The sequence below is a fragment of the Streptomyces klenkii genome (genome assembly GCF_003626645.1).
In the GTDB taxonomy this organism is placed as follows: domain Bacteria; phylum Actinomycetota; class Actinomycetes; order Streptomycetales; family Streptomycetaceae; genus Streptomyces; species Streptomyces klenkii.
Window position 1 is genome coordinate 1 of sequence record NZ_RBAM01000014.1, and the last position, 22,487, is coordinate 22,487.

22 protein-coding genes are annotated in these 22,487 nt (G+C 73.3%); 10 read left to right on the forward strand and 12 right to left on the reverse strand.

The features are described from left to right. Window positions 1-345: 345 nt before the first annotated feature. Window positions 346-1,296, reverse strand: coding sequence for an NAD-dependent epimerase/dehydratase family protein (locus tag D7231_RS27890; RefSeq protein ID WP_120758332.1), 951 nt, complete (start codon window positions 1,294-1,296; stop codon window positions 346-348). Between the two features lie 169 nt (window positions 1,297-1,465). Here D7231_RS27890 and D7231_RS27895 point away from each other — a divergent pair, with 169 nt between their 5' ends. The 3 genes from D7231_RS27895 to D7231_RS27905 all read left to right on the forward strand — a co-directional run bounded on the left by D7231_RS27895 (window position 1,466) and on the right by D7231_RS27905 (window position 5,153). Continuing rightward, the gene (locus D7231_RS27895; RefSeq protein WP_120758333.1) at window positions 1,466-2,179 is read left to right on the forward strand and encodes a TetR/AcrR family transcriptional regulator; all 714 of its coding nucleotides are present in this window, start codon (window positions 1,466-1,468) and stop codon (window positions 2,177-2,179) included. Between the two features lie 357 nt (window positions 2,180-2,536). Beyond that, window positions 2,537-4,123 carry an RICIN domain-containing protein gene (locus tag D7231_RS27900; RefSeq protein WP_120758334.1) on the forward strand — a complete coding sequence of 529 codons (1,587 nt, stop codon included), beginning with the start codon at window positions 2,537-2,539 and terminating at the stop codon, window positions 4,121-4,123. Window positions 4,124-4,310: 187 nt separating this feature from the next. Then, entirely contained in the window at window positions 4,311-5,153 is an 843-nt protein-coding gene (locus D7231_RS27905; protein WP_120758335.1) for an SGNH/GDSL hydrolase family protein, read from the forward strand. Between the two features lie 24 nt (window positions 5,154-5,177). Here the strand turns inward: D7231_RS27905 and D7231_RS27910 are convergent, their stop codons facing one another. Then, window positions 5,178-6,017: an ATP-grasp domain-containing protein gene (locus D7231_RS27910; protein WP_120758336.1), complete on the reverse strand. Its 840-nt coding sequence runs from the start codon at window positions 6,015-6,017 to the stop codon at window positions 5,178-5,180. Between the two features lie 183 nt (window positions 6,018-6,200). On the opposite strand from D7231_RS27910, the gene D7231_RS27915 reads away from it, so the two are divergent. Further along, a complete protein-coding gene (locus D7231_RS27915) occupies window positions 6,201-6,620 on the forward strand; it encodes a VOC family protein (protein WP_120758337.1) in 420 nt (139 codons plus the stop codon). Window positions 6,621-6,640: 20 nt separating this feature from the next. Here D7231_RS27915 and D7231_RS27920 read toward each other — a convergent pair whose 3' ends face one another. After that, complete coding sequence (locus D7231_RS27920; protein ID WP_120758338.1) at window positions 6,641-7,471, reverse strand: alpha/beta fold hydrolase; 831 nt, start codon at window positions 7,469-7,471, stop codon at window positions 6,641-6,643. A 105-nt stretch (window positions 7,472-7,576) separates the two neighbouring features. Between D7231_RS27920 and D7231_RS27925 the strand changes: the two genes are divergently transcribed. Continuing rightward, window positions 7,577-8,461, forward strand: coding sequence for an RNA polymerase sigma-70 factor (locus D7231_RS27925; RefSeq protein ID WP_120758339.1), 885 nt, complete (start codon window positions 7,577-7,579; stop codon window positions 8,459-8,461). A 32-nt stretch (window positions 8,462-8,493) separates the two neighbouring features. On the opposite strand, the gene D7231_RS27930 is transcribed toward D7231_RS27925, so the two are convergent. After that, window positions 8,494-9,240, reverse strand: a complete 747-nt coding sequence (locus D7231_RS27930) for an SDR family oxidoreductase (protein ID WP_120758340.1) — start codon at window positions 9,238-9,240, stop codon at window positions 8,494-8,496. A gap of 153 nt (window positions 9,241-9,393) precedes the next feature. Between D7231_RS27930 and D7231_RS27935 the strand changes: the two genes are divergently transcribed. Further along, the gene (locus D7231_RS27935) at window positions 9,394-10,137 is read left to right on the forward strand and encodes a GntR family transcriptional regulator (protein WP_120758341.1); all 744 of its coding nucleotides are present in this window, start codon (window positions 9,394-9,396) and stop codon (window positions 10,135-10,137) included. 263 nt (window positions 10,138-10,400) lie between these two features. Here the strand turns inward: D7231_RS27935 and D7231_RS27940 are convergent, their stop codons facing one another. The 3 genes from D7231_RS27940 to D7231_RS27950 all read right to left on the reverse strand — a co-directional run bounded on the left by D7231_RS27940 (window position 10,401) and on the right by D7231_RS27950 (window position 13,718). Further along, window positions 10,401-11,582, reverse strand: coding sequence for an ROK family protein (locus D7231_RS27940; protein ID WP_120758342.1), 1,182 nt, complete (start codon window positions 11,580-11,582; stop codon window positions 10,401-10,403). Window positions 11,583-11,702: 120 nt separating this feature from the next. After that, window positions 11,703-12,353: a response regulator transcription factor gene (locus D7231_RS27945; RefSeq protein ID WP_120758343.1), complete on the reverse strand. Its 651-nt coding sequence runs from the start codon at window positions 12,351-12,353 to the stop codon at window positions 11,703-11,705. 90 nt (window positions 12,354-12,443) lie between these two features. Next, window positions 12,444-13,718, reverse strand: a complete 1,275-nt coding sequence (locus D7231_RS27950; protein WP_120758428.1) for a sensor histidine kinase — start codon at window positions 13,716-13,718, stop codon at window positions 12,444-12,446. A gap of 109 nt (window positions 13,719-13,827) precedes the next feature. Here D7231_RS27950 and D7231_RS27955 point away from each other — a divergent pair, with 109 nt between their 5' ends. Further along, window positions 13,828-14,565 (forward strand): ABC transporter ATP-binding protein, encoded by a 738-nt coding sequence (locus tag D7231_RS27955; RefSeq protein WP_120758344.1) that lies wholly within the window; start codon window positions 13,828-13,830, stop codon window positions 14,563-14,565. Beyond that, window positions 14,562-15,308: an ABC-2 transporter permease gene (locus D7231_RS27960; RefSeq protein ID WP_120758345.1), complete on the forward strand. Its 747-nt coding sequence runs from the start codon at window positions 14,562-14,564 to the stop codon at window positions 15,306-15,308. Before D7231_RS27955 ends, D7231_RS27960 begins: the two co-directional genes overlap by 4 nt. 151 nt (window positions 15,309-15,459) lie before the next feature. Here the strand turns inward: D7231_RS27960 and mug are convergent, their stop codons facing one another. From mug to D7231_RS27985, 5 genes are all read right to left on the reverse strand, one after another. Then, entirely contained in the window at window positions 15,460-16,002 is a 543-nt protein-coding gene (gene mug / locus D7231_RS27965) for a G/U mismatch-specific DNA glycosylase (RefSeq protein ID WP_120758346.1), read from the reverse strand. Continuing rightward, window positions 15,999-17,441: an adenylosuccinate lyase gene (gene purB, locus D7231_RS27970; protein WP_120758347.1), complete on the reverse strand. Its 1,443-nt coding sequence runs from the start codon at window positions 17,439-17,441 to the stop codon at window positions 15,999-16,001. Before purB ends, mug begins: the two co-directional genes overlap by 4 nt. Before the next feature lie 65 nt (window positions 17,442-17,506). Then, window positions 17,507-17,965 (reverse strand): hypothetical protein, encoded by a 459-nt coding sequence (locus D7231_RS27975; protein WP_120758348.1) that lies wholly within the window; start codon window positions 17,963-17,965, stop codon window positions 17,507-17,509. A gap of 112 nt (window positions 17,966-18,077) precedes the next feature. Then, on the reverse strand, window positions 18,078-18,296 hold the full coding sequence (locus D7231_RS27980; protein WP_228775506.1) for a hypothetical protein: 219 nt from the start codon (window positions 18,294-18,296) through the stop codon (window positions 18,078-18,080). Window positions 18,297-18,378: 82 nt separating this feature from the next. Next, window positions 18,379-19,044 (reverse strand): HNH endonuclease family protein, encoded by a 666-nt coding sequence (locus tag D7231_RS27985; protein WP_241999962.1) that lies wholly within the window; start codon window positions 19,042-19,044, stop codon window positions 18,379-18,381. 186 nt (window positions 19,045-19,230) lie between these two features. Between D7231_RS27985 and D7231_RS27990 the strand changes: the two genes are divergently transcribed. Both D7231_RS27990 and D7231_RS27995 read left to right on the forward strand, forming a co-directional pair. Next, window positions 19,231-20,802 (forward strand): alkaline phosphatase D family protein, encoded by a 1,572-nt coding sequence (locus D7231_RS27990; RefSeq protein WP_120758350.1) that lies wholly within the window; start codon window positions 19,231-19,233, stop codon window positions 20,800-20,802. 276 nt (window positions 20,803-21,078) lie between these two features. Beyond that, entirely contained in the window at window positions 21,079-22,482 is a 1,404-nt protein-coding gene (locus tag D7231_RS27995) for a dihydrolipoyl dehydrogenase family protein (protein WP_120758351.1), read from the forward strand. The last annotated feature ends 5 nt before the right edge of the window (window positions 22,483-22,487 follow it).

Sequence of the window (22,487 nt, forward strand, 5' to 3'; positions counted from 1 at the left end):
CGTTACGTCCGCATACTCGTCGATCACCTTGGAAGGCTGTCGGCACCGGAGCCGGCCAGCCAGATCCCGCCCCACACGCTGGAGGGGCGGTCCGGCCGGACCGCCCCTGATCCACGACCGGACCACTGCACTCCCGACGACGCCTTTGACCAGGCCAGATAGCGAAACGCTGCTGGAGTACTACGCGAACTGGCAGGCCGCCCGGCCCAGTAACGCACACCGGCGACGCCCTCGGCCGCTGTTGGCGCATCCGGCCCGGTCTTGCAGCGAGCCCGCGCTCACTGCAAGACCGGGCCGGTGCTCAACCGCAGCGTTGCAGGGTTCAGAGGGCTCCGGTGTCTGCGGTCAGTGCCGGGCCCGGGCAAGGAAGGCCCGGTACCAGGCGAGGGTGTCGTCCAGGGTCGCGTCGAAGGCGACCGGCTTGATACCGAAGGTCTCCTGGATCGCGGTGGAGTCCATCACCTGCGGTTCGGTGTGCTGGTAGAACAGCTCGGCGTAGGAGTCTATGAACACCTCGTCGAACGGCCCGAAGGGGCGCGGCTCGCTCATGATGGTGATCTTCAGGGGCTGCCCGACCTTCCGCTCGATCTGCTGGAAGATCTCGCGGGTGGACCGGGTGGGGGCGGTGGGCAGGTGCCAGACGCGGCCGTCGCCGTCGGGACGTTCCCCCAGGGTGGCCAGGCCGGCGGCGACGTCGCGGATGTCGGTGTAGCTGTGAGGCAGGTCGATGTCACCCAGGCCCAGCACGTCGGTTCCGGTCAGGGCGCCGGGGAAGACGGCGCCGCCCAGGGTGGAGTTGAGCACGCCGGGGCCGACGAAGTCCGCCGAGCGGCCGAGCACGACACGGGCTCGGCCGTCACGGTGCGCGGCCAGGTACTTCTCGTCGAGGGCGGCCCGCATCCTGCCCTTGGCGCCGGTCGCGTTCCAGGGGGTGTCTTCGGTCATGACCTGACCGTGGGTTTCGCCGTAGGGGTAGAGGGTGTCAAGGACGACGAGGCGCGCCCCGGCGGTCTCCACCGCGCCGAGGATCGCGTCCTGGATGCCGGGCATCACCTCGACCTGTAGGTGATAGGCGACATTCACGCAGTGGTAGACGACACCGGCGCCCTCGATCGCCGTCAGCGCTCCCTCGATGGTGCTCACATCGCCCTTGCGACGTTCGACTCCGTCGATGGGCTCCCCGGCCCCCGAGCGGTCGACGAGACGGACCCCGTGCCCACGGCGGGCGAGTTCGGTGGCAACGGCGGTGCCTGCGGGGCCCGCACCCAGGACGACGTGGAAATCAGCGGCGTTCATGAGAGATGTCCTCCAGCTCTTCGTACGGGCTGTGATCCGCGCGAGGCGGCCTGCGCGTTACGATGAATCACATCTGTTAGACACCATAACTCTCTCGGGTGCGGTTCGGGCAAGGTCTACCGAGTTCTCCGGACCCGGGACACCGGACAGACAGCACAGGAGGACCGTCATGGCCGCCGCAGCATCCAGCCCCCGGGTCCGCTACCGGGAGCAGACCCGCGCCCGGATCAAGGAGATCGCCCTGGCGCAGCTGGCCGAGGGCGGAGCCTCCGCCGTGGCCCTCACACGCATCGCCAAAGAGATCGGGCTGTCCGGCCCGGCCCTGTACCGGTACTTCGCCGGCCGCGACGACCTGCTCCACGCCCTGGTCCGGGACGCCTACGACGACATCGCCGCCGCGATCCGGCACGCGGCCGCCGACCTGCCCGGCAGTCCCGCCGCCGCCCTGCACCGCCTGGCCGATGCCCACCTCGACTGGGCCGTCACCGAACCCCACCGTTACCTGCTGATCCAGGGCAACCCGATCCCCGGCTACGCCGCCCCGCCCGACACAGTGCGCCGCGCCCGCGCCGGCATGGGCCCCTTCGTGAAGGTCTTCGCCACCGGCCGGCCCACCGATACGGTCCAGCCGGTCGTCGACGAAATGACCGCCTGGCTGCACCAGGACGAAACGGCCGCCGACTGGCTGCGCGAGTACGCCGGCCTCACCCCCGACGACCCGAACGCGGGCTGCGCCCTTGCCGGCCCGGTGCTCGCTTGGTCCCACCTGCACGGCACCGCCCACCTGGAAGTGTCCGGCCAGTACGCGGGCATGGGCCACCACGCCCGAACCCTCCTGAGGGCCCAGATGAGCATGCTGGCCACCGCCTTCCGCCTCTCCTGACCCACCTCCGCCCCGAAACCGGTCGCCCTCAGGCGGCTGACGAAAGCCATGCTCGGTGAATCACGTCCACGGCCGTGTGCTCGTATCAGTGCCGCCACCGGACAAGCGGCTCCCTGCAGCCATCGGTTGCGGGCGGGCGGGCGGCGGCCATGAGGTACGAGGGCACTCCCCCGTCATCGTCATCTTCCGTGTTTTCAGTCCGATTTCATCGGCCCGTGCAAACTCCTGGCGTGAGGACTGCGACCACCCCGTGGCTGATATCAGGCCAAATGATCAAAGGGGCGGACGACGTGTCCGGGGTCTTCATAGGCTCGTCATGCTTCACAGGAAGTTCACGGAGTCACCACGGAAGGTCACATGCTTAGACACCCCAGGGGCGTCAGACGCCTCATAGCGGCCCCGTTCCTCGCCCTGCTCATGCTCACCACCGGCGCCGGCGTCATCGCCACCGCCACCACCGCGCAGGCCGCGGACTCCGATGCCTGGACGTTCACCAATCCGGACGGCACCCTCAACGCGACCGGCAACAACGATGGAAACCAGATCTCCGTCACTCCCGACGGCACCAACTACCGGAACTGGCGGCTGATCAAGCTCGGCGCCCCCGGCACGTTCAACATCGCCAGCACCTCCTCCGGGAAGTGCATCTACGCCACCCAGCCCGCCGTTCAGCAGTCCTGCGGCAAGGACGGCGAGCAGTGGAACTTCCGCCCCGTCGACGGCAAGCCCAACACCTTCGGCATCGTCCGCCGCGACGACCGCAGCGGCACTGAGTGGTGCATGGACAACCGGGGCGGGCTCCACCTGTGGGGCATCCTCGCCCAGCCCAACGTCTGCAACGGCAGCGCGAGCCAGGAATGGACGGTCCCCGCGTCAAAGGCGGCCGAGGCGCGGAAGCTCGCCCTCGACTACTACGCCGACCTGTGCTCCAAGAAGACCTCCACCTGCTCGTGGACGCAGAAGTCCGAGGGGCAGCCCGAGGTCCTGCCGCGCCAGCCCGCCTCGTCGGTCTGGTACAACGACACCAGCGGCACCATGAAGCAGGTCTTCACCACGATCTACCACTCCGGCTGGGCACAGGCGTACTCCGCGGGCGTGTCGACCTCCGTCGGTGTCTCCGCCCCGGTCCAGGCCATGATCTCCAGCCAGCTCACCGCGACGCAGACCTACACCTCCGACGAGACCACCGTGAACGGCATCGCGATCGACGTCCCGGCCAAGAGCTACGGATGGGTCGACTTCGCCGCCGTCGGCAAGAAGGTCACCGGCACGTGGACCTTCGACACCGACAACCAGCCGTGGACCACGGACGCGACCGTCACCGTCCCCGTCATCAACTCGGCGGCCGGATCCACCATGTACGTCGCCCGCACCAGCACGACCGCACCCGGCACCGGCACGGGCACCGGCAGCCCGGACGTCAAGCCCGCCGCCCTCGCCGCGACCACGACGAACACCGTGGACATGCCGAAGGGCACCCACCTGACCGCCTACAAGGGCGGTGTACGGGCCATCGACGACAGCGACGGCAGCACGATCGCGACGATTCTTCCCGGAACGGTCAAGGCCACCGACGGCACCACCCACAAGATCAACACATCCGTCGACGGGAACAAAGTCACCCAGATCATCGACGGCGTCACCGGAAGCACCATCGAAGGCACCGTGACCCCGCCGGTCTTCTCCGTCGGCACCGCGGACCCCGCCCCGGTCGGCACCGTGGCTGCGAAGACAGCCCTTGCAAAGAAGACGGTCCTCGCGATGCGTACCGCTTCCGACGGCAAGGATGAGGACAAGGACAAAGACAAGAAGCTGAACTGCATCAGGGACAAGATGGTCGCCGGAATCATCGGGGGTTTCGTGGGCACCATCGAGGCGGGCGGCGCCGGAGCGATGCCCGGTGCCCTCGGCGGCCTCGCCATCGGAATCGCGACCTGCAAGTGATCTGACCGTACGACCTGAACGACCCTGTCCCCCTGTCCCCCTGCCTACGGGCCGGCAGGGGGACACGGCGCTTCCGGGGAATCGGCACGGTACAGGCCATCCCGCCGGACAGGCCGAATGCGCCGGCGGCATCAGCCCGGGCCGGGGCGGCCAAGGGTCGGGCCGGAGGAGTAGGATCGCCCGCGCCATGCAGATGAATGCCACTTACACCAGTTTTGTCGCGGTCGGGGACTCCTTCACCGAGGGCATGTCCGACGGGCTGCCGGACGGCTCCTACCGGGGCTGGGCCGATCTCCTCGCCGCGCGGCTGGCGGCCCGTAGCCCCGGCTTCCGCTACGCGAACCTCGCCGTGCGCGGCAAGCTGATCGGCCAGATCGCGGACGAGCAGTCCGCGGCGGCCGCCGAGCTGGGCGCGGACGTGGTGACGCTGGTCGGCGGCCTGAACGACGTGCTGCGGCCCAAGTGCGACGTGGACGAGGTGTGCGCCCGGCTGGCGGAGGCCGCCGACCGGCTCGCGCCGAGCTGCAAGCAGCTGGTGCTGATGCGCAGCCCCGGCCGGCGCGGCCCCGTCCTGGAGCGGTTCCGCCCCCGCATGGAGCAGCTGTTCTCGTTCGTCGACGCGCTGGCGGAGCGGCACGAGGCCGTGGTCGTGGACCTCTTCGGCGCCGAGGTGCTGGGCGACGCGCGGCTGTGGGCCGACGACCGCCTGCACCTGAACGCCGAGGGACACCGGCGGGTGGCCGAGGCCGTGTGGCAGGCGCTCGGCCACGAGCCGGAGGCCGACTGGCGCGCGACGCTGCCCCCGGCCGTCCGGCCCGGCTGGGCCGCCCGCCGCGCCTCCGACGCCCGCTTCACGCGCGAGCACCTCGTGCCGTGGATCGGGCGCCGCCTGACGGGACGCTCGTCCGGTGACGGCCGGACGGGCGCGCACTTCAGCGCGGACGAGGGCCGGGCGTTCTGGGTGACGCCGCCGGCCGGCGGGGCCGCGACGACCGGCGACGTGACGGGGTGGCTGCGGGCTCAGCCGTAAGCCCGCCAAGGCCCCTCTAACGGCTCAGCTCTCCAGCAGCCGGTGCAGCGCGGCCTTGAGGGCGTCGACGAAGGCGTCGCGCGTCCGCGGGTCCACGAGGTCCAGGGACAGGTACGGGTTGAGGTCCTCCAGCTCGACCAGCAGCAGCTCCCCCTCGGGGGTGCGGCAGGCGTCCACGCGCTGGATGCCGTGCTCGATGCCGTTCCAGTCGACGAAGCGCTGCGCGAACGCCAGGTCCTCGGCGGTGGGCTCGTACGGCACGAGCTCCCAGCGGCGGTCGGGGTCGGGCGCGTGGAGGGCATACTGGAAGGCGTCGTCGACGAAGTAGAACGACACCTCGTAGCGGAAGCGGATCCGCGGCTGGACGAGAACGCTGCCGGAGGGTCCGTAGGAGAGGTCCGCGAGCTCCTCGCGCGGGACGAAGCGCAGGCCTATGGAGTCCGCGCCGAGCTTCGGCTTGACCACGTACTCGTCGGCGGCGGGCAGGCGGCCGGCGTCCTCGGCGCGGTCGACGGTCGGGATGACGGGGAATCCGGCGGCGGTCAGGTCCAGCAGGTACTGCTTGCCGGCCATGTCGGCCTTGCCGGTCAGCTGGTTGTAGACGCGCACGCCGCCCTCGGCCGCGCGGCGCGCGAAGGCGTCGTACGCGGCCTGGTAGTGCAGCACGGGCCCGCTGTTGCGGACCACGACGGCGTCGAAGGCGTCCATCAGTGCGGCGGCGTCGAGCGGGTGGCACAGGGCGATGTCGAAGTCCTCGCGCAGCCGGGAGGACAGGAAGATGTCCTCGTCGCAGTACCTGCGTCCGCGCGCCGGGTAGGCGAGGTCAGTGACGTAGAGGACACGGGGCTGGGCGGCGGACGGCATGGCTCTCCTGACACGGTGCTGCCCAGAGGCCCCATTGACGGCCCACGGGCTGTCCGGTCGATGATATCCGTGCAGGTCAGACGGAGATCGTCCGGCGTTCCCAATGTCCCCGATGTTGCCGATGTTCCCAGTGTTGCCGGCGATCCCGGTGATCCCGGTGTTCCCGAGCGAAGGAGAAACCGCGTGCCTGTCGACGGCAAGGCCCACGTGCGCATCGCCCGCCCGTCCCGCAACCTCGCGGCGGCGGAGCGGTTCTGGACCGAGGGGCTCGGCCTGTCGGTCCTCTACCGGCACGAGGCCGCCCCGGACGCCCCGCCCCGGGAGGACCACTCCCTGCTGATGCTGGGCTGGCCGGACGCGGGCTGGCACCTCGAACTGGTCGTCTCGGAGGGCGAGTTCGTACGCCCCGTGCCCACCGTGGAGGACCTCCTGGTCGTCTACGTCGCCGAGGAGGTCCCGCAGGAGCTCGTCGACCGCCTGGAGGCGTACGGCGGCAGGCGCGTCGAGGCCCACAACCCCTACTGGGACACGTGGGGCGTCACAATCGAGGACCCCGACGGCTACCGCCTGGTGCTGTCCACGCGCGACTGGTCCAACACGTAGACGGACAGCTCGGCCCGCGTTCAGCGCGTCGCGTCGAGGATGACTCTCGCGACGAGCGCCGGGTCGTCGTTCATGGGCACGTGCCCGCAGCCGGGCAGCCGGATCAGCCGAGCCCCGGGGATCACCTGCTTGGCCCGGACGCCCTGGCGGCGCAGCAGCAGCCGGTCGCGCGTACCCCACGCGACGGTCACGGGGACGTCCGCGATGTCGTGCGTGAACAGGACACGCCGACCGCCGGCGAGGGTGGCGGCGAAGCCGGCGCACTCGCGCAGCGCCCGCGTCTCGGCCATCACGGCGTCGGGCGAACGGCGGCCCGGGCGGGCGTAGATGGTGCCGGCCAGCGCCGCGCGCCCGGCGGCCGTGCGGGCCAGCCGGGCCACGGCCTGCGGGGACAGCGACTCGGCGCCCCGCCGCATCGCGCGCAACACGGCGAAGGCGTAGCGGCGCTCGGCCTCGGTCCAGAAGCCCGCGGGCGAGAGCGCGACCGCGGTCCGTACGAGCTTCTCGTGGGCGAGCTGGAGCGCCAGCAACCCGCCGAGGGAGTTGCCCGCGACGTGCGGCCGGTCCAGGTCCAGGGCCTCGAACAGCCCTCTGAGGACGGGGACCACGCCGCGCAGGTCGTAGCTGACGCCGTCCGGCAGCGCGGGGGACGCGCCGAAGCCGGGCAGGTCGACGGCGATGACGTCGCGCTCGGCGGCGAGGATGCCGGCGACCGGGTCCCACGCCTGCAAGTGGTGGCCGATGCCGTGCAGGAGCACCAGCGGCTCCCCGCCGCCGAGCCGTTCGTAGGACACCTCCGCCGTCCGCCGTCCGGCGGGGGTGTCGATGGGGAAGACGACCGTGTCGGCCATGGGTGGCTCCTCGTCATCCTGGAGTGACCGCTGAGGTATTGAGACAGGATGTCAGTAAGAGTTACCGCAGGGTAGACCCTGTGCGAAGAGCCGTACGATGGCCCGGTGACCGCTTGTGACGCCGCGCTCGAGGCCTTCGAGGAACACCGCTCCGTCCTGACGGGGGTGGCCTACCGCATGCTGGGCCGCGTCACCGACGCCGAGGACGTCGTCCAGGAGACGTGGCTGCGCTGGTCCGGCGCCGACCGCGGGGACGTGCGCGACCCGCGCGGCTACCTCGTCCGGGTCGCCACCCGGCTGGCCGTCGACCGGCTGCGCCAGGTGCAGGCGCGGCGCGAGGCGTACGTGGGCCCCTGGCTGCCCGAGCCGATCGCCACCGACTACGGCCCGGCCGTCCCGGACACCGCCGAGCGGGCGGTGCTGGCGGACTCAGTCTCGCTCGCCGTGCTCGTGGTCCTGGAGTCCCTGTCGCCGCTGGAGCGGGCGGTCTTCGTCCTGCGGGAGGCCTTCGGCTTCCCCTTCGGCGAGATCGCCGTCACGCTCGACCGCTCGGAGGCGTCCGTGCGGCAGCTCGCGAGCCGGGCCCGCCGCCACGTCGACGAGCGCAGGCCGCGCTTCACCGTGGACCCGGCCGAGCAGCGCGACCTCACCGAGAAGTTCCTCGCGGCGGCCACGGGCGGCAGCATCGAGAACCTGCTGGAGCTGCTCGCGCCCGACGTGCGGCTCGTCGGCGACAGCGGCGGCAAGGTCAAGGCGCCGCTGCGCGTCATCGAGACCGCGGACAAGGTCGGGCGCTTCCTGTACGCGGTGGCGCACCAGCCCCGGCCGGAGGCGGAGGTCCGCTTCCTGGAGATCAACGGCCGGCCCGGCGCCCTCGTCCTGTCCGGGGGCCGCCCGGACACCGCCTTCACCCTCGACGTGGCGGACGGCCGGATCGTGGCGGTCTACCTGGTGCGCAACCCCGACAAGCTCGGCGGCCTGGCCGCATAGCCGGCCGCCTCGCCGCACAGCCGGCCGGCCGCCTACAGGCCGCCGGCCACCCGCAGCACCGCCCCCGTCGTGTACGACGCCTCCGGCGACAGCAGCCACGCCACCGCCCCCGCGACCTCGTCCGGCTGCCCCGCGCGGCTCATGGGCACGACGGCGGCCTTGTGCTTCGGCCGGTCGGGGAAGCCCATCGACGCGTGGATGTCCGTGACGATCAGCCCGGGCTGTACGGAGTTGACCCGTATGCCCTCCTCGGCGAGTTCCTTGGACAGGCCCATGGTCATCGCGTCGACGGCCGCCTTGCTCGCCGCGTAGTGCACGTACTCGCCGGGGCTGCCGAGGGTGGCCGCGGCCGAGGATATGTTCACGATCGCACCGCCCTCGCCGCCGTGCCGGGTCGACATCTCCAGCGCCGCGCGGCGGGCGCAGATCAGAGCGCCCGTCACGTTCACGTCGACGACCCTGCGCATCCGCTCCACCGGCGTCTCCGTGAACCGGCCGAGCAGGCCCGTCACGCCCGCGTTGTTGACCAGCCCCGTGACCGGGCCCAGCTCCGCGCGCACCGTGTCGAACAGCGCGTCGACCTGGCTCTCCACGCTGGTGTCGGCCTGGACGACCACGCAGCGGACGCCCTCCGCGCGCACCTCTTCGGCCGTCGCCTCGGCGGCCTCGCGCGCGTGCTCGTAGCCGATGCCCACGCTGTGACCCGCGCGCGCCAGCCGCACCGCGACCGCCGCGCCGATCCCCCGGCCGCCTCCCGTGACCACCGTGACCTGATCCATCGCCCCGTCCCCCTCGTCTGTGTCTTCCGATGTCTTCCGCCCGTACGGTAATCGGGGCATTGGTCTTGACCAAGTCCGGGCACCGTCCTATGGTCGCCATACTGCAACAACCTTTAATAAAGAAGCGCGCAAAATGCTTTGCGGAGGATCAGGGTGGGGACCACGCAGCTCGACACGGTGCCGGAGCCGAAGTACTGGCACCTGAAGACCGTCCTCAGCGAGGCGCTCGACTCCGAATTCGCGGTGGGTGAGATCCTGCCGAACGAGCGGGAGCTCGCCGCCCGGTTCGGCGTCGCACGGGCCACGCTCCGGCAGGCGCTCGAACAACTGGAGCTCGAAGGGCGGCTGCAGCGGCGCCGCGGCGTCGGCACCACCGTCGCCCCGCCCCGCGTGGGCGTGGCCGTCGGCGACGCCGAGCAGGCGTGGCCCGGCACCACCGCGGACTCCTGGCAGGCCGTCGACTGCCTGGAGGCGGCCCCGCCCGCAGCCGTCGCCCGGCTGCTGGGCACGCCCGCCGGGCGGCCGGTCCACACCGTCCGCCGGATCCGCCGGACGCACGGCCAGCCCGTCGCCGCCGAACTGCTCTACGTGCCCGGGCACTCCGTCCCCGGCCTCGCCGCGATCGACACCGCGTCGGGCGCCGCCCGCGCCCGGACGGTCCTGCGCGAGCTCCAGCGCCTCGCCCTGGAGGGCCAGGACCGCGCAGTGGAGCTGGGCTCGGCCCGCGCCGAGGACGCCAAGCAGCTCGACCGGCTGCCCGGGGCGCCCGTCCTCCTCGTCACCACGCGCTACTTCACCGAGGGCGCCACGGCGGCGGTGGCCGTCGCGACGTACCGGGCGGACACGTGCCGGCTCACCTTCGGTGAGACGGGGGTACAGCTGCTGGCGGCGGGCTGACGGCGCGCTTGCGGCGGCTCGCGCCCGGCGTACCGGTTGCGGCGGGCCTGCGATTCCGCCGGACCCTCGCCGTGGTGGCTCGACGCCGTCGCGGCGGGCATCTTTGCCCGGCCAGTGCCGTGATCCCGCGGCAGAGCCACTGCTGTGACGGCTTCGCCGGCCGGTCGCGACCCCCGCATACCGGAGCCGCCGCGCCGGCGCCCATCCGCAATGGGCCGTCCCGGCGGCCCCGAACCGCGGCTCAGCCCGGCGAAGAGGGGACCTCACCGCCGCGCGGTGACCGTGCTTTCCACCGCGAACAACTGCTTCTCCACGTGGTCGAGCGCCAAGCGCAGCGCCCCCGTGGCCACTGCCGCCTCCCCCAGCATCGACTGCACCACCTGCGGGGGCCGCAGGCAGTAGCGGGCCAGTTCCGTGCGGAGCGGTTCCAGGACGCCGCTCAGGCCCGCCGCCCAGCCTCCGACGACGACCAGTTCGGGGTCCAGGGCCAGCACCAGCGCGGCCACGTCGTGCACCAGCCTGCGCATGAAGCGCTGCACGGCCGCGGCGGCCCGCTCGTCGCCCTCGCGCGCGAGGGCGAAGACCTGCGCGACCTGCGCCTCGTCCAGCGGGTGCAGCGGCTCGCCCGTCGTGGACAGCACCTCTTCCGGGGTGGCCTCGCGCCCCAGCAGGTGCAGCGCGCCGATCTCGCCCGCCGCGCCCCCGAAGCCGCGGTGCAGCCGCCCGCCGATCAGCGAGCCGGCCCCCGGGCTGAGCCCCGCCAGAACGAAGACGACGTCGTCGGAGCCGGTGGCCGCGCCCTTCCAGTGCTCGGCGACGGCGGCGGCGTTCGCGTCGTTCTCCACGAGGACCGGGCAGCGGAACGAGCGGCGCAGCCGCTCCCCCAGCGGCAGGCCCGTCCAGCCGGGCAGCGCCGTGCCCAGCCGGACCGTACCGTCGGCCTCGACGATGCCCGGGGTGGCCACGCCGACCGCGCGCAGCCCGCTGCGCGGCACGCCCGAGCGCGCCAGCAGGTCGGCGACGGCCTCCCGCACGCGGTCCAGCCGCTCGTCGGCCGGGGCCGTCTCCGCGACGTCCACGGACGCCGAGCCCATGACGCGGCCGCTCAGGTCGGCCATCAGGGCGGCGATCCGGTGCGGCCCGATCTCGATGCCGAGCAGGTGGCCCGCCTCGACGCGGAAGCGGAAGCGGCGCGCGGGCCGGCCCTGGCGGCGGGCCTCGCCGTCCTCGGCGGGCGCCTCCACCACCAGTCCGGACTCCATCAGGCCCTCGACCACGCCCTCCACGGTCGGCCGGGACAGGCCGGTGACCTTGACCAGGTCCGTGAGGGTGGGCGCGGCGGCCAGCGGGGACGCCGGAGAAGCGGCCGTACGGAGCGCGTGCAGCACCACGGCCGAGTTGATCCGCCGCAGCAGGGACGGGTCCCCGCCGGTGAGCCGCCCCAACGTCGCCGCCTCCTCGCGTTTACGCGTCCTTTGCCTACTGGCCGGATCGTATCCGGTGCGGTGGCCCGCGGCGAGCCTCGGGACCCGGCCGGGGGGCGGCCGGGCGGATCAGCCCGAGGATCAGCCGGGGGTCACGAACCCCGACTCGTACGCGGCGATCACCGCCTGGGTGCGGTCCCGCGCCCCGAGCTTCGCCAGCACCGCGCTGACGTGCGTCTTCACCGTCTCGGAGCCGAGCAGCAGGGCCTGGGCGATCTCCCCGTTGGACAGGCCGCGGGCCATGTGGCGCAGCACCTCGGCCTCGCGAGCGGTCAGGGCCGCCCGTTCCATGGCCGCCCGGGCCCGCTCGTTGCCGCGCCCGGCCGCGAGGCGCCGCAGCGCGGCGGGGAACAGCAGCGAGTCGCCGGCCGCGACCGTGCGGACCGCCTGGACGATCTCGGCGGGCGCGGAGCGCTTGAGGAGGAAGCCGTCGGCGCCCGCGCGCAGGGCGTCGTAGACGTACTCGTCGTTCTCGAAGGTGGTCACGACCACGATCTTCGGCGGCGGGTCCACGGTGCGCAGGACGGCGCGGGTCGCCTCGATGCCGTCCAGCAGCGGCATGCGGACGTCCATCGCGACGACGTCCGGCCGCAGCTGACGGACCATCGGGACCACGGCCGCGCCGTCCGCGGCCTCGCCCGCGACTTCGATGCCGGGCTGCGCTTCCAGGATGGCGCGCAGGCCCGCACGGACGAGAGGCTCGTCGTCGACGAGCAGAACAGTTATCGGCACGGGGGCACTCTAAGTGAGCACGTTTCGGTTCCGGGGCTGCCCGCCAGTGGGCGGCAGGATCCGTCCCGCTGACGGTCCGCCGGGCGCGCCCTACGCCCCCAGCGGCAGCACCGCCCGTACCCGCCACACCCCCTCGTGCACCCCGGTCTCGGCGTGGCCGCCGAGCAGCGCGGCGCGTTCGCGGATGCCCCGCAGGCCGCTGCCGCCACCGCTGACGGCACTGCTGACGGCACCGCTGACGGCGTGGCCCGCGGCCCCTGGAAGGGGGTTGCGGATGTCCAGCTCCAGGGCGTCCGCGCGGACCGTGATGCGCAGTGAGACCGGCACGGGGCCCGCATGCCGCACCACGTTCGTGAGCGCCTCCTGGGCGATGCGGTAGCCCTCGCGCGAGACCGGGCCCGGCACGGCCTCCAGCGCGCCGGTGACGTCGGCGGTGACCTCGGCGCCGGAGCCCCGGGCTGCGGTGAGCAGCCGCTCGACGTCGGTCAGGCCCGGGCGGCCCGCCGCCGGCCCGGGCGCGTCCTCGCGCAGGACCGCGAGGACGCGCTCCAGGTCCTCCAGCGCGTGCCGCCCCGTCTCCTCGATGGCGGCCAGGGCCTGCTCGGTGAACGCGGGCGAGCCCGCCGCGCGCGCCGCGCCCGCCTGCACCACGGCGACCGTGAGCGCGTGCCCGACGGAGTCGTGCAGTTCGCGGGCGAGCCGGTTGTGCTCCAGCAGCCGTTCCGTCCGCTCCTCCAGCGCGGCCAGCCGCTCGGCCGCGGACGGGCCGAGGAGCGCCCGCGCGGCGCGCGCCTGCAACTCCCCCGCCAGGGCGGCGAAGGCGACGAACAGCACGGCCACGAGCAGGCCCAGGACGGCGTACGACCAGTGGCCGCCCGGCGCGGGGCTCCACGGCGGTACGCGCACCGGGCCGCTCCCGGCGGCGCCGCCGATGAGCCTCACCGCCAGCGTCGGTGCGTGGACCGAGAGGAACGCGGTCGCCACGCCCGCCTCGTACCGCACGATCAGCCACATCGCCGTGCGCCGGCGGTCCGCCCAGGACGCCGAGCGCGCGGGGGTGAAGTGCGGCGGCTCCGCGTCCGGCCTCCCCACCGGCCTCCCCACCGGCTTCCCTGCCGGTCTCCCCGCCGGGAACAGCAGCAACTGCGCCTGCATGCCCTCCGAGAGCCGCACCCCCGGGACCATGGCCGCGATCACCAGGAAGGGCAGCGGCACCGCGAGCAGCCAGGCGGCCGCCGGGCTGTTGACGTTGCCGAGCCCGGGCGACACGAACGCGAAGACGGTAGCGACGACCGCCGCCATCACCAGGTGCAGCCAGCGGGTGTACGTGACCGCTCGGGTCAGCGGGCGCAGGAGGGCGATCATGATCGTCATCCTTCCAGCGGCCCGCGGGCGGCGCCCTCCCCCGCGTGGGGGAGGCGGTCCCCACGCGCGGGGGAAGTGCCGGCCCGGGCCCCGGCGCGAGCCTTGAGCCATGACCTTGATCGAGATTCGCGGACTCACCAAGCGGTACGGCCCGGTGTGCGCCCTTGACGGGCTCACCGTGACCGTCCGGCCCGGCCGGGTGACCGGCTTCCTGGGCCCCAACGGCGCCGGCAAGTCCACCACGATGCGCATCCTCCTCGGCCTCGACCGGCCCACCTCCGGGACCGCCCTCGTCGGCGGCAGGCCGTACGCCTCGTTCGCCGAGCCGCTGCGGCACGTCGGCGCGCTGCTGGACGCCTCGGCCGCCCACCCGGCCCGGACCGGACGCGACCACCTGCTCACCCTCGCGCTCAGCAACCGCATCCCCGCCCGCCGCGTCGACGCGGTGCTGGAGGAGACCGGGCTCGCGACCGCCGCCCGGCGGCGCGTGCGCACCTTCTCCCTCGGGATGCGGCAGCGGCTCGGCCTGGCCGCGGCGCTGCTCGGCGACCCGCCCGTGGTGCTGCTCGACGAGCCGGCCAACGGGCTCGACCCGGAAGGCATCCTCCAGCTGCGCCGGCTGGCCCGGCGCCTGGCCGGGGAGGGGCGGACCGTCCTCCTCTCCAGCCACCTCATGAGCGAGATGGCGCAGACCGCCGACCACCTCGTGGTCCTGGGCCGGGGCCGGCTGCTGGCCGACGCGCCCCTGGACGAGTTCGTCGGCGGGAGCGCCTCGCTGGAGGAGGCCTACTTCGCCCTGACCGCCGGCTCCACCGAGTTCACGCACCAGGAAGGAACGCCGTCATGACCGCCCTCGCGCCCGTCCTCCGCTCCGAGTGGGTGAAGATCCGTTCCGTACGGTCCCTGCTCGTCGCCCTTTTCGCCGCCTTCATCTGCACGGTCGGCGTCACGCTGCTGGTCCACGCCATGGTCGGCAAGGCCGAGGCGAGGCATGCGGACTTCGAGCCGGTGTACGGCTCGTACTACGGCCTCAACTTCGGGCACATCGCCGCCGTCTGCTTCGGCGTGATGGCGGTCGCCGGGGAGTACGCCGGAGGCGGGATCAGGCTCTCGCTCGCCGCCGTCCCGCGCCGCGGCCTGTTCTTCGGCGGCAAGCTGCTCGTCGTGGGCGCCGCCGCCCTGCCGGTGGGCCTGGCGACCGGCTTCGGCTGCTTCCTCGGCGCGCAGGGCCTGCTCGGCGAGTACGGGGTGGGGCTGGGGGCGCCCGGCGCGCTGCGGTCGGCGATCGGCTGCGGTCTGTACCTCACGCTGCTGACCATGTTCTCGGCGGGCGTGGCCGCGGTCGTCCGCAGCCAGGTCGGGGCGTTGTCCCTGCTCACGCCCGTGGTCTTCCTGATCTCGCCGGTCTTCGCCGGGGTGTCCGGCATCGGAAGGCTCGTGGCGTACCTCCCGGACCGGGCCGGTCAGCAGATCCTGCACCCCGCCCCCGAGGGCCCGCTCGGGGCCTGGTCGGGGATGGCCGTGATGGCCACGTGGACGGCCCTCGCAGCGGCAGCGGGCTGGTGGTCCCTGCACCGCCGGGATTCGTGACCGACGGCCTCGTCACCGTGCGGGGCCCTGGAGGTGGCCCCGGCGAGCCGGACGCCTGCCTCCCGGCGCCGGACCGCACGCTCCCCTCCGCCGCAACGGCGCTCGGTCACGACGGCGCGGTCCGGCGGTGCCGGACATGATCAGGCCGCGTTCAGGCATCGCCGGCGGCAGCCACCCGCAGCCGGGCGAACTCCTCCGCCATCTTCGGCAGCGGCCAGTGGGCGTTGAGGCCGCTCGGGTTGGGCAGGGCCCAGATGCGGGTCGTGCCTATCGTCCGTTCCTGCGGGCCGATCTTCGCGTGCTTGTCGCCGAAGGCGACGCGGTAGGCGGTCACGCCGACGACCGCCAGCCAGCGCGGCTTCAGCAGCCGCACCTTCTCCGTGAGGATGCGGCCGCCCTCCACGTACTCCGCGGTGCTCAGCTCGTCGGCCCGCGCCGAGGCCCGGGCGACGACGTTCGTGATGCCGAGCCCGTAGCCGAGCAGTTCCTCCTGCTCGGCGGGCCGCAGCTGCCGCGGCGTGAACCCCGAGGCGTGCAGGACGGGCCAGAAGCGGTTGCCCGGGCGGGCGAAGTGGTGGCCGGTGGCCGCCGTCATCAGGCCCGGGTTGATGCCGCAGAAGAGAACGCGGAGGCCGTCCGCGACCACGTCGGGTACGAGGCGGTCGCGGGCGGCTTCCAGCTCGGCGGGTGTCAGAGGATCGCCCCCGGCGCGTACGCGGCGGCCTCCGGGTGGCGCTTGGCGATCTCCTCGATGCGGGAGACCACGACCCCGGCCTGGGCGGCGGCGGCGCCGGTGAAGGACAGCTTGTCGGCCATCAGGGCGTCGAGGCCGGCCCGGTCCAGCGGGATCCGCTCGTCGGCGGCGAGCTTGTCGAGGAGCTCGTTGCGCTCGGCGCCCTGCTCGCGCATGGCGAGCGCGGAGGCCACGGCGTGCTCCTTGATCGCCTCGTGGGCGACCTCGCGGCCGACCCCGGCGCGCACGGCCGCCATCAGCACCTTGGTCGTGGCGAGGAAGGGCAGGTAGCGGTCCAGCTCACGGGCGACGACGGCCGGGAAGGCGCCGAACTCGTCGAGCACGGTGAGGAAGGTCTCCATGAGGCCGTCGAGCGCGAAGAACGCGTCCGGCAGGGCCACGCGGCGCACCACGGAGCAGGAGACGTCGCCCTCGTTCCACTGGTCGCCCGCGAGCTCGCCGGCCATGGAGGCGTAGCCGCGCAGGATGACCATGAGGCCGTTGACGCGCTCGCAGGAGCGGGTGTTCATCTTGTGCGGCATCGCGGAGGAGCCGACCTGGCCGGGCTTGAAGCCCTCGGTGACCAGCTCGTGCCCGGCCATCAGGCGGATGGTCTTGGCGAGCGAGGAGGGCGCGGCGGCCAGCTGCACGAGGGAGGTGACGACCTCGTAGTCGAGCGAGCGCGGGTAGACCTGGCCGACGGAGGTGAAGGCCTGCGCGAAGCCGAGGTGGTGGGCGATGCGCCGCTCCAGCTCGTCGAGCTTGGCTGTCCCTTCAGGTCCTCCGCCGAGGAGGTCGAGCATGTCCTGGGCGGTGCCGACGGGGCCCTTGATGCCGCGCAGCGGGTAGCGGCCGAGGAGCTCCTCCAGGCGGGCGAAGGCGACGAGGAGCTCGTCGGCGCCGGTGGCGAAGCGCTTGCCGAGGGTGGTGGCCTGGGCGGCGACGTTGTGGGAGCGGCCGGCCATGACCAGCTCGGCGTTCTCCGCGGCCAGCTTGCCGAGGCGGGCGAGGACGGCGACGGAGCGGTCCCGGACGAGCTCCAGGGACAGCCGGATCTGGAGCTGCTCGACGTTCTCCGTGAGGTCGCGGGACGTCATGCCCTTGTGGATGTGCTCGTGGCCGGCGAGGGCGTTGAACTCCTCGATGCGGGCCTTCACGTCGTGCCGGGTGACCTTCTCGCGCTCGGCGATCGAGGCGAGGTCGACCTGGTCGAGGACGCGCTCGTAGTCGGCGAGGGCGGCGTCCGGCACCTCGATCCCCAGGTCCTTCTGGGCGCGCAGGACGGCGAGCCACAGCCGCCGCTCCAGCGTCACCTTGTACTCGGGGGACCACAGGACGGCCAGCTCGGCGGAGGCGTAGCGGCCGGCCAGGACATTGGGGATGCGGGGCTTCACAGACACGCTGCCGAGTCTACTGTCGGTTGTTGCAGACTCCGGCACGGGGCTCGTTCGTAGCTTGCTACGAGCTACGGCGCCGGCTTCAGGGTGTACTCACAGCCCCGGACGGAGCTGCCGCCCTTGTCGGCCGCGACCTGCTTGCCGTCGACCTTGATCACGCAGGGCGGGGTGGCGAACTTGTCGTCGTGCTCGGGGCCGGTGCCGTAGACGGAGCCGGGGACCAGGGCCAGCAGGACGCCTTCCTCGGGGTCGGTGTCGCGGAAGATGACGTCGAGGGTCTTCGTCCACGGCAGGGAGACCTGCTCGGTGGCGTTGCGCTCGCGGGCCACGTAGGTGACCTGGGAGGAGCCCGTGCCCAGGAGCTCGAAAGTCACCCGGCGCACGGCCGGCTCGCCCTGGGCCGCGGCGGCCTGGCGGGGTGCCGCGGCGGCGGCGCCGCTCCCGCCCGTGCCCAGCCCGGTCCCGCAGCCCGTCACCAGCGTGGCCGCCGTCACGGCCAGCGCCGTCCAGGTGACCGTCTTGCGCATGTGTTCCCCCGCATTTCCCCGTGACCCGGTCCGGGCCCGGAAGCATGATCACTTCCGGCCGACGGTGATCATAGTGGGGGTTGCGGGGGTCCCGGCGGGGGCGCGAGGGGGCTCAGCGGGGGACTTCCGCGGCGCCTCCCTCGCGGATGCGGGCGAGCACCCGGCCGTGGAGGGCCGCCAGCCCGTCCCCGGGGACGGGCACCGGGCTGCCCGTGAGGGTGTACCACTCCTCGGCCCCGGTGTACTGGACGTCGACGCGGGCCTTTCCGCCGGGCAGGGCGGCGGTGGCGACGGTGAGGTCGCCGGTGATGACGCCGACGTCATCGGTCATCGCCCCGCCCGGTCCGGCGGTCACCTGGTCCACGAAGGGCCCGCCGGGCCGTTCGCCGGTCACCGGCTGCTGCTCGTGCTGCTCATCGGTCGCATGTGTCCAGCATGGCAGCAAGGGTGTCCTGCTCGCTCTGGGTCACGCTGAGCTTGTACACGTGCTTGACGTGGGTCCAGGCGCGGGAGTACGAGCACCAGTAGGCGCCCAGCGGCGGCCGCCACTGGTCCGGGCTCTGGTCGCCCTTGGCGCGGTTGGAGGCGGCGGACACGGCGAACAGCTGAGGGTTGGTCAGGTCGTTGGCGAACCGCTTGCGCTGGTCGGTGGACCAGGAGTCGGCCCCCGAACGCCAGGCGTTGGCGAGCGGCACCATGTGGTCGATGTCGAGCTGGCCGGCGACCGTGAAGTCCTTGCCGTCGTAGGCACTGTGCCAGCGGCCGGAGACCGAGCGGCACTGGTCGTCGGTCTTCACGTCCTGGCCGTCGCGGGAGAGGACGACCTCGCGGGTGTCGCAGGTGCCCATCTGCTTGATCCAGTGGGGGAACTTGGCACGGCTGTAACCGGCCATCGAGTGCGGCAGTTCGACGGTGAGCCCGGCCAGCTCCTCCTTGGCGACGGACGCCGAGGGGGCCTCCGGCGCGTCGTGCGGCACGGGCGGCGGCGCGGCCGAGGCCGGGGCGGCGGCGGGAGCGAGGGCGGCGGACAGGCACAGGGCTGCTGCGGTGGCGGCGCGGCGCCACCGGATTCGTGGGATCACAGACCAACAGATACCGGTAGCCACGCTTTGATACGGGACATATACCCCGGACGACGACGTGCCGGGGTGCCCCGTTGACGCCGGGGCCGCGCAAGGCACCTCATGTTCACTGCACGTTCGGCCGCCGGGCACCTCGCGCCGGTAGGAACACACCGTCAGGAACACGGAAAGAGGAGGACTTCCATGGCGCACGGGCCCGGGTTCGGCGTGGGCAGACGAGCCGTCCTGCGGGGCGCGGCGGGCGCCGCCGCGGTCACCGCGCTGCCCGCGGCGGCCGGCACGGCACCGGCCCTGGCGCTGTCCGGGCGGCCGGAGGCGCGGTGGGGCGTGCAGACCGGTGACGTGACGTCCTCGTCGGGCCTGGTGTGGGTGCGCGCCGACCGGCGCGCCCGGATGATCGTGGAGACCTCGGCCACGGAGTCGTTCCGCAAGGTGCGCCGCATAGCGGGCCCGCTCGTCGGCCCGGACACGGACTTCACCGGCCGCACGGCGCTGCACGGGCTGCCGCCCGGGGAGCGGATCCACTACCGCGTGCTGCTCGCGGACCCGGACGACCCGCGCCGCACCGGCCGCCCGGTCCACGGCACCTTCCGTACGGCGCCCGCCCGCCGCTCGGACGTGCGCTTCCTGTGGTCCGGCGACCTGGCCGGGCAGGGCTGGGGCATCAACCCCGACCGCGGCGGCTACCGCATCTACGAGCACATGCGCCGCCTCGCACCGGACTTCTTCCTGTGCAGCGGCGACAACATCTACGCCGACAACCCCATCGCGCCGTCCGTGACCCTGCCGGACGGCAGCATCTGGCGGAACGTCACCACGGAGGAGAAGGCGAAGGTCGCCGAGACCCTGGCCGAGTTCCGCGGCGCGTTCCGCTACAACCTCCTGGACACCAACCTGCGCCGTTTCAACGCCGAGGTGCCCACCGTCGTCCAGTGGGACGACCACGAGGTGCACAACAACTGGTACCCGGGCCAGCTCCTGGACGACGCGCGCTACGCGGAGAAGAGCGCCGACGCCCTGGCCGCCCGCTCGCGGCGGGCCTTCTCCGAATACTTCCCCATCTCCACCCAGCGCGAGGACGGCGACGGCCGCGTCTACCGCGTCCTGCGCCACGGCCCCCTGCTGGACGTGTTCGTGCTGGACATGCGCACGTACCGCAACGCGAACTCGCCCGGCCGCACGCCCGACGACACCCAGGGCATCCTGGGCGCCCGCCAGCTGGAGTGGCTCAAGCGGGAGCTGTCGCGCTCGCGCGCCGTGTGGAAGGTGATCGCCTCCGACATGCCGCTGGGCCTCGTGGTCACCGACGGGCCCGAGAAGTTCGAGGCGGTGGCCCAGGGCGACCCGGGCGCGCCGCTGGGCCGCGAGCTCCAGATCGCCGAGCTGCTGCGGCACGTCAAGCACCGGCGGATCACCGGCACGGTCTGGCTGACGGCCGACGTGCACTACACCTCGGCGCAGCACTACGAGCCGGAGCGGGCGGCGTTCAAGGACTTCGCGCCGTTCTGGGAGTTCGTCTCGGGCCCGCTGAACGCGGGCGGCTTCCCGGCGAACGCGCTGGACGGCACGTTCGGCCCGCGGCAGGTGTTCCTCAAGGCGCCCGCCACGGCCAACGTCCCGCCCGGGCAGGGCAGTCAGTTCTTCGGCGAGGTGGCCATCGCGGGCGACAGCGGCGAGCTGACCGTACGGCTGCGGGACGAGGACGGCGCGGTGCTGTTCACCAAGGTGCTCCAGCCGGGGCGCGTCGGACAATGACCGCACGAAGCCGGTAGGCGTGCCGGGCGGGCCCGGAATCTCGGCTGTCCGCAGCGGCTTCCTCGGCCGTCCGCGGCGTCGTCCTAGCCCGTTCAGCGTAGCGGGGGTCAGTGACAACAGGGCGCGTCCGGACATCCCTACTCGTCCGAGCGGCATGGCGATCCGGGCCTCCCCGCCCTGGAGGGCGGGGCTTCCACGGCAGGAACGGGGTGACGCCGTCGGCGGCTGGTGGGAAGGTGGGGCTGTCCGGCCGACCCGAGCGGAAGGTGGCTTGCCATGGCCGAGCAGGTGGACGTCGTCGTCATCGGGCTGGGACCGGGTGGTGAGCACGTCGCTGGCCGGCTCGCGGACGCCGGGCTGAGCGTGGTGGGCGTCGAGGCGGAGCTGGTCGGCGGCGAGTGCCCGTACTGGGGCTGCGTGCCGAGCAAGATGATGATCCGCGCCGGGAACCTGCTGGCCGAGGCGCGGCGCGTGCCCGGCATGGCGGGGTCCACCGGGCAGGTCGTGCCCGACTGGGCGCCCGTGGCGGCCCGGATCCGCGACGAGGCCACCGACGACTGGAACGACCAGGTGGCGGCCGACCGCCTCACCGGCAAGGGCGGCCGCCTGGTCCGCGGGCGCGGCAGGCTCACCGGCCCGCGCCGGGTGGCGGTCGAGGGCGGCACCGGCGACGGCTCGCGGTTCGAGGCCCGGCTGGGCGTGGTGCTCGCGACGGGCTCGCGGCCGCAGATCCCACCGGTGCCGGGCCTCGCGGACGTGCCCTACTGGACGAACCGGGACGCGGTCTCGGCGAAGGAGGCGCCGCGCTCGCTGCTCGTGCTCGGCGGCGGCGCGATCGGCCTGGAGGTCGCCCAGGTCTACGCCCGCTTCGGCACGCACATCACGATCGTGGAAGCCATGGACCGGCTGGTCCCGGGCGAGGAGCCGGAGGCGGGCGCCCTGCTGGCCGAGGTGCTCGGCCGGGAGGGGCTCGTCCTGCGCACGGGCGCCCGGGCCGCCGGCGTGCGGCACGAGGGCGACAGGTTCGTGCTCGCGCTGGAGGACGGCACCGAGCTGACGGGAGATCAGCTACTGGTGGCCACCGGCCGCCGCGCGGACCTGGCCGGGCTGGGCCTGGAGAGCGTCGGCCTGGACCCCGGCGGGCGGGCCCTCGCCGTCGACGGCCGGATGCAGGCCGCACCCGGGCTGTGGGGCGTGGGCGACGTGACGGGCCACGGCGCCTTCACGCACGTGGCGATGTACGAGGCGGAGGTCGCCATCCGCGCGATCCTCGGCGAACCCGGCCCCCACGCCGACTACCGCGCCCTGCCGCGGGTGACGTTCACCGACCCGGAGATCGGCGCGGTGGGCCTGACCGAGCATCAGGCGCGGGAGAAGGGGCTGCGGGTGCGCACCGGCCTGTCGCGCGTGCCGTCCTCGGCGCGCGGCTGGATCCACAAGGCCGGCAACGACGGCCTGGTCAAGCTGGTCGAGGACGCGGACCGCGGGGTGCTCGTCGGAGCGACGACGGCCGGGCCCATGGGCGGCGAGGTGATGTACGGCCTGGCCGTCGCCGTCCAGGCGGAGGTGCCCGTGGAGACGCTGCGGCACATGATCTTCGCGTACCCGACGTTCCACCGGGGCATCGAGGACGCACTTGCCGACCTCCACGCGCGGGAGTCCATGCCGGACGGGGCGTAGACCCG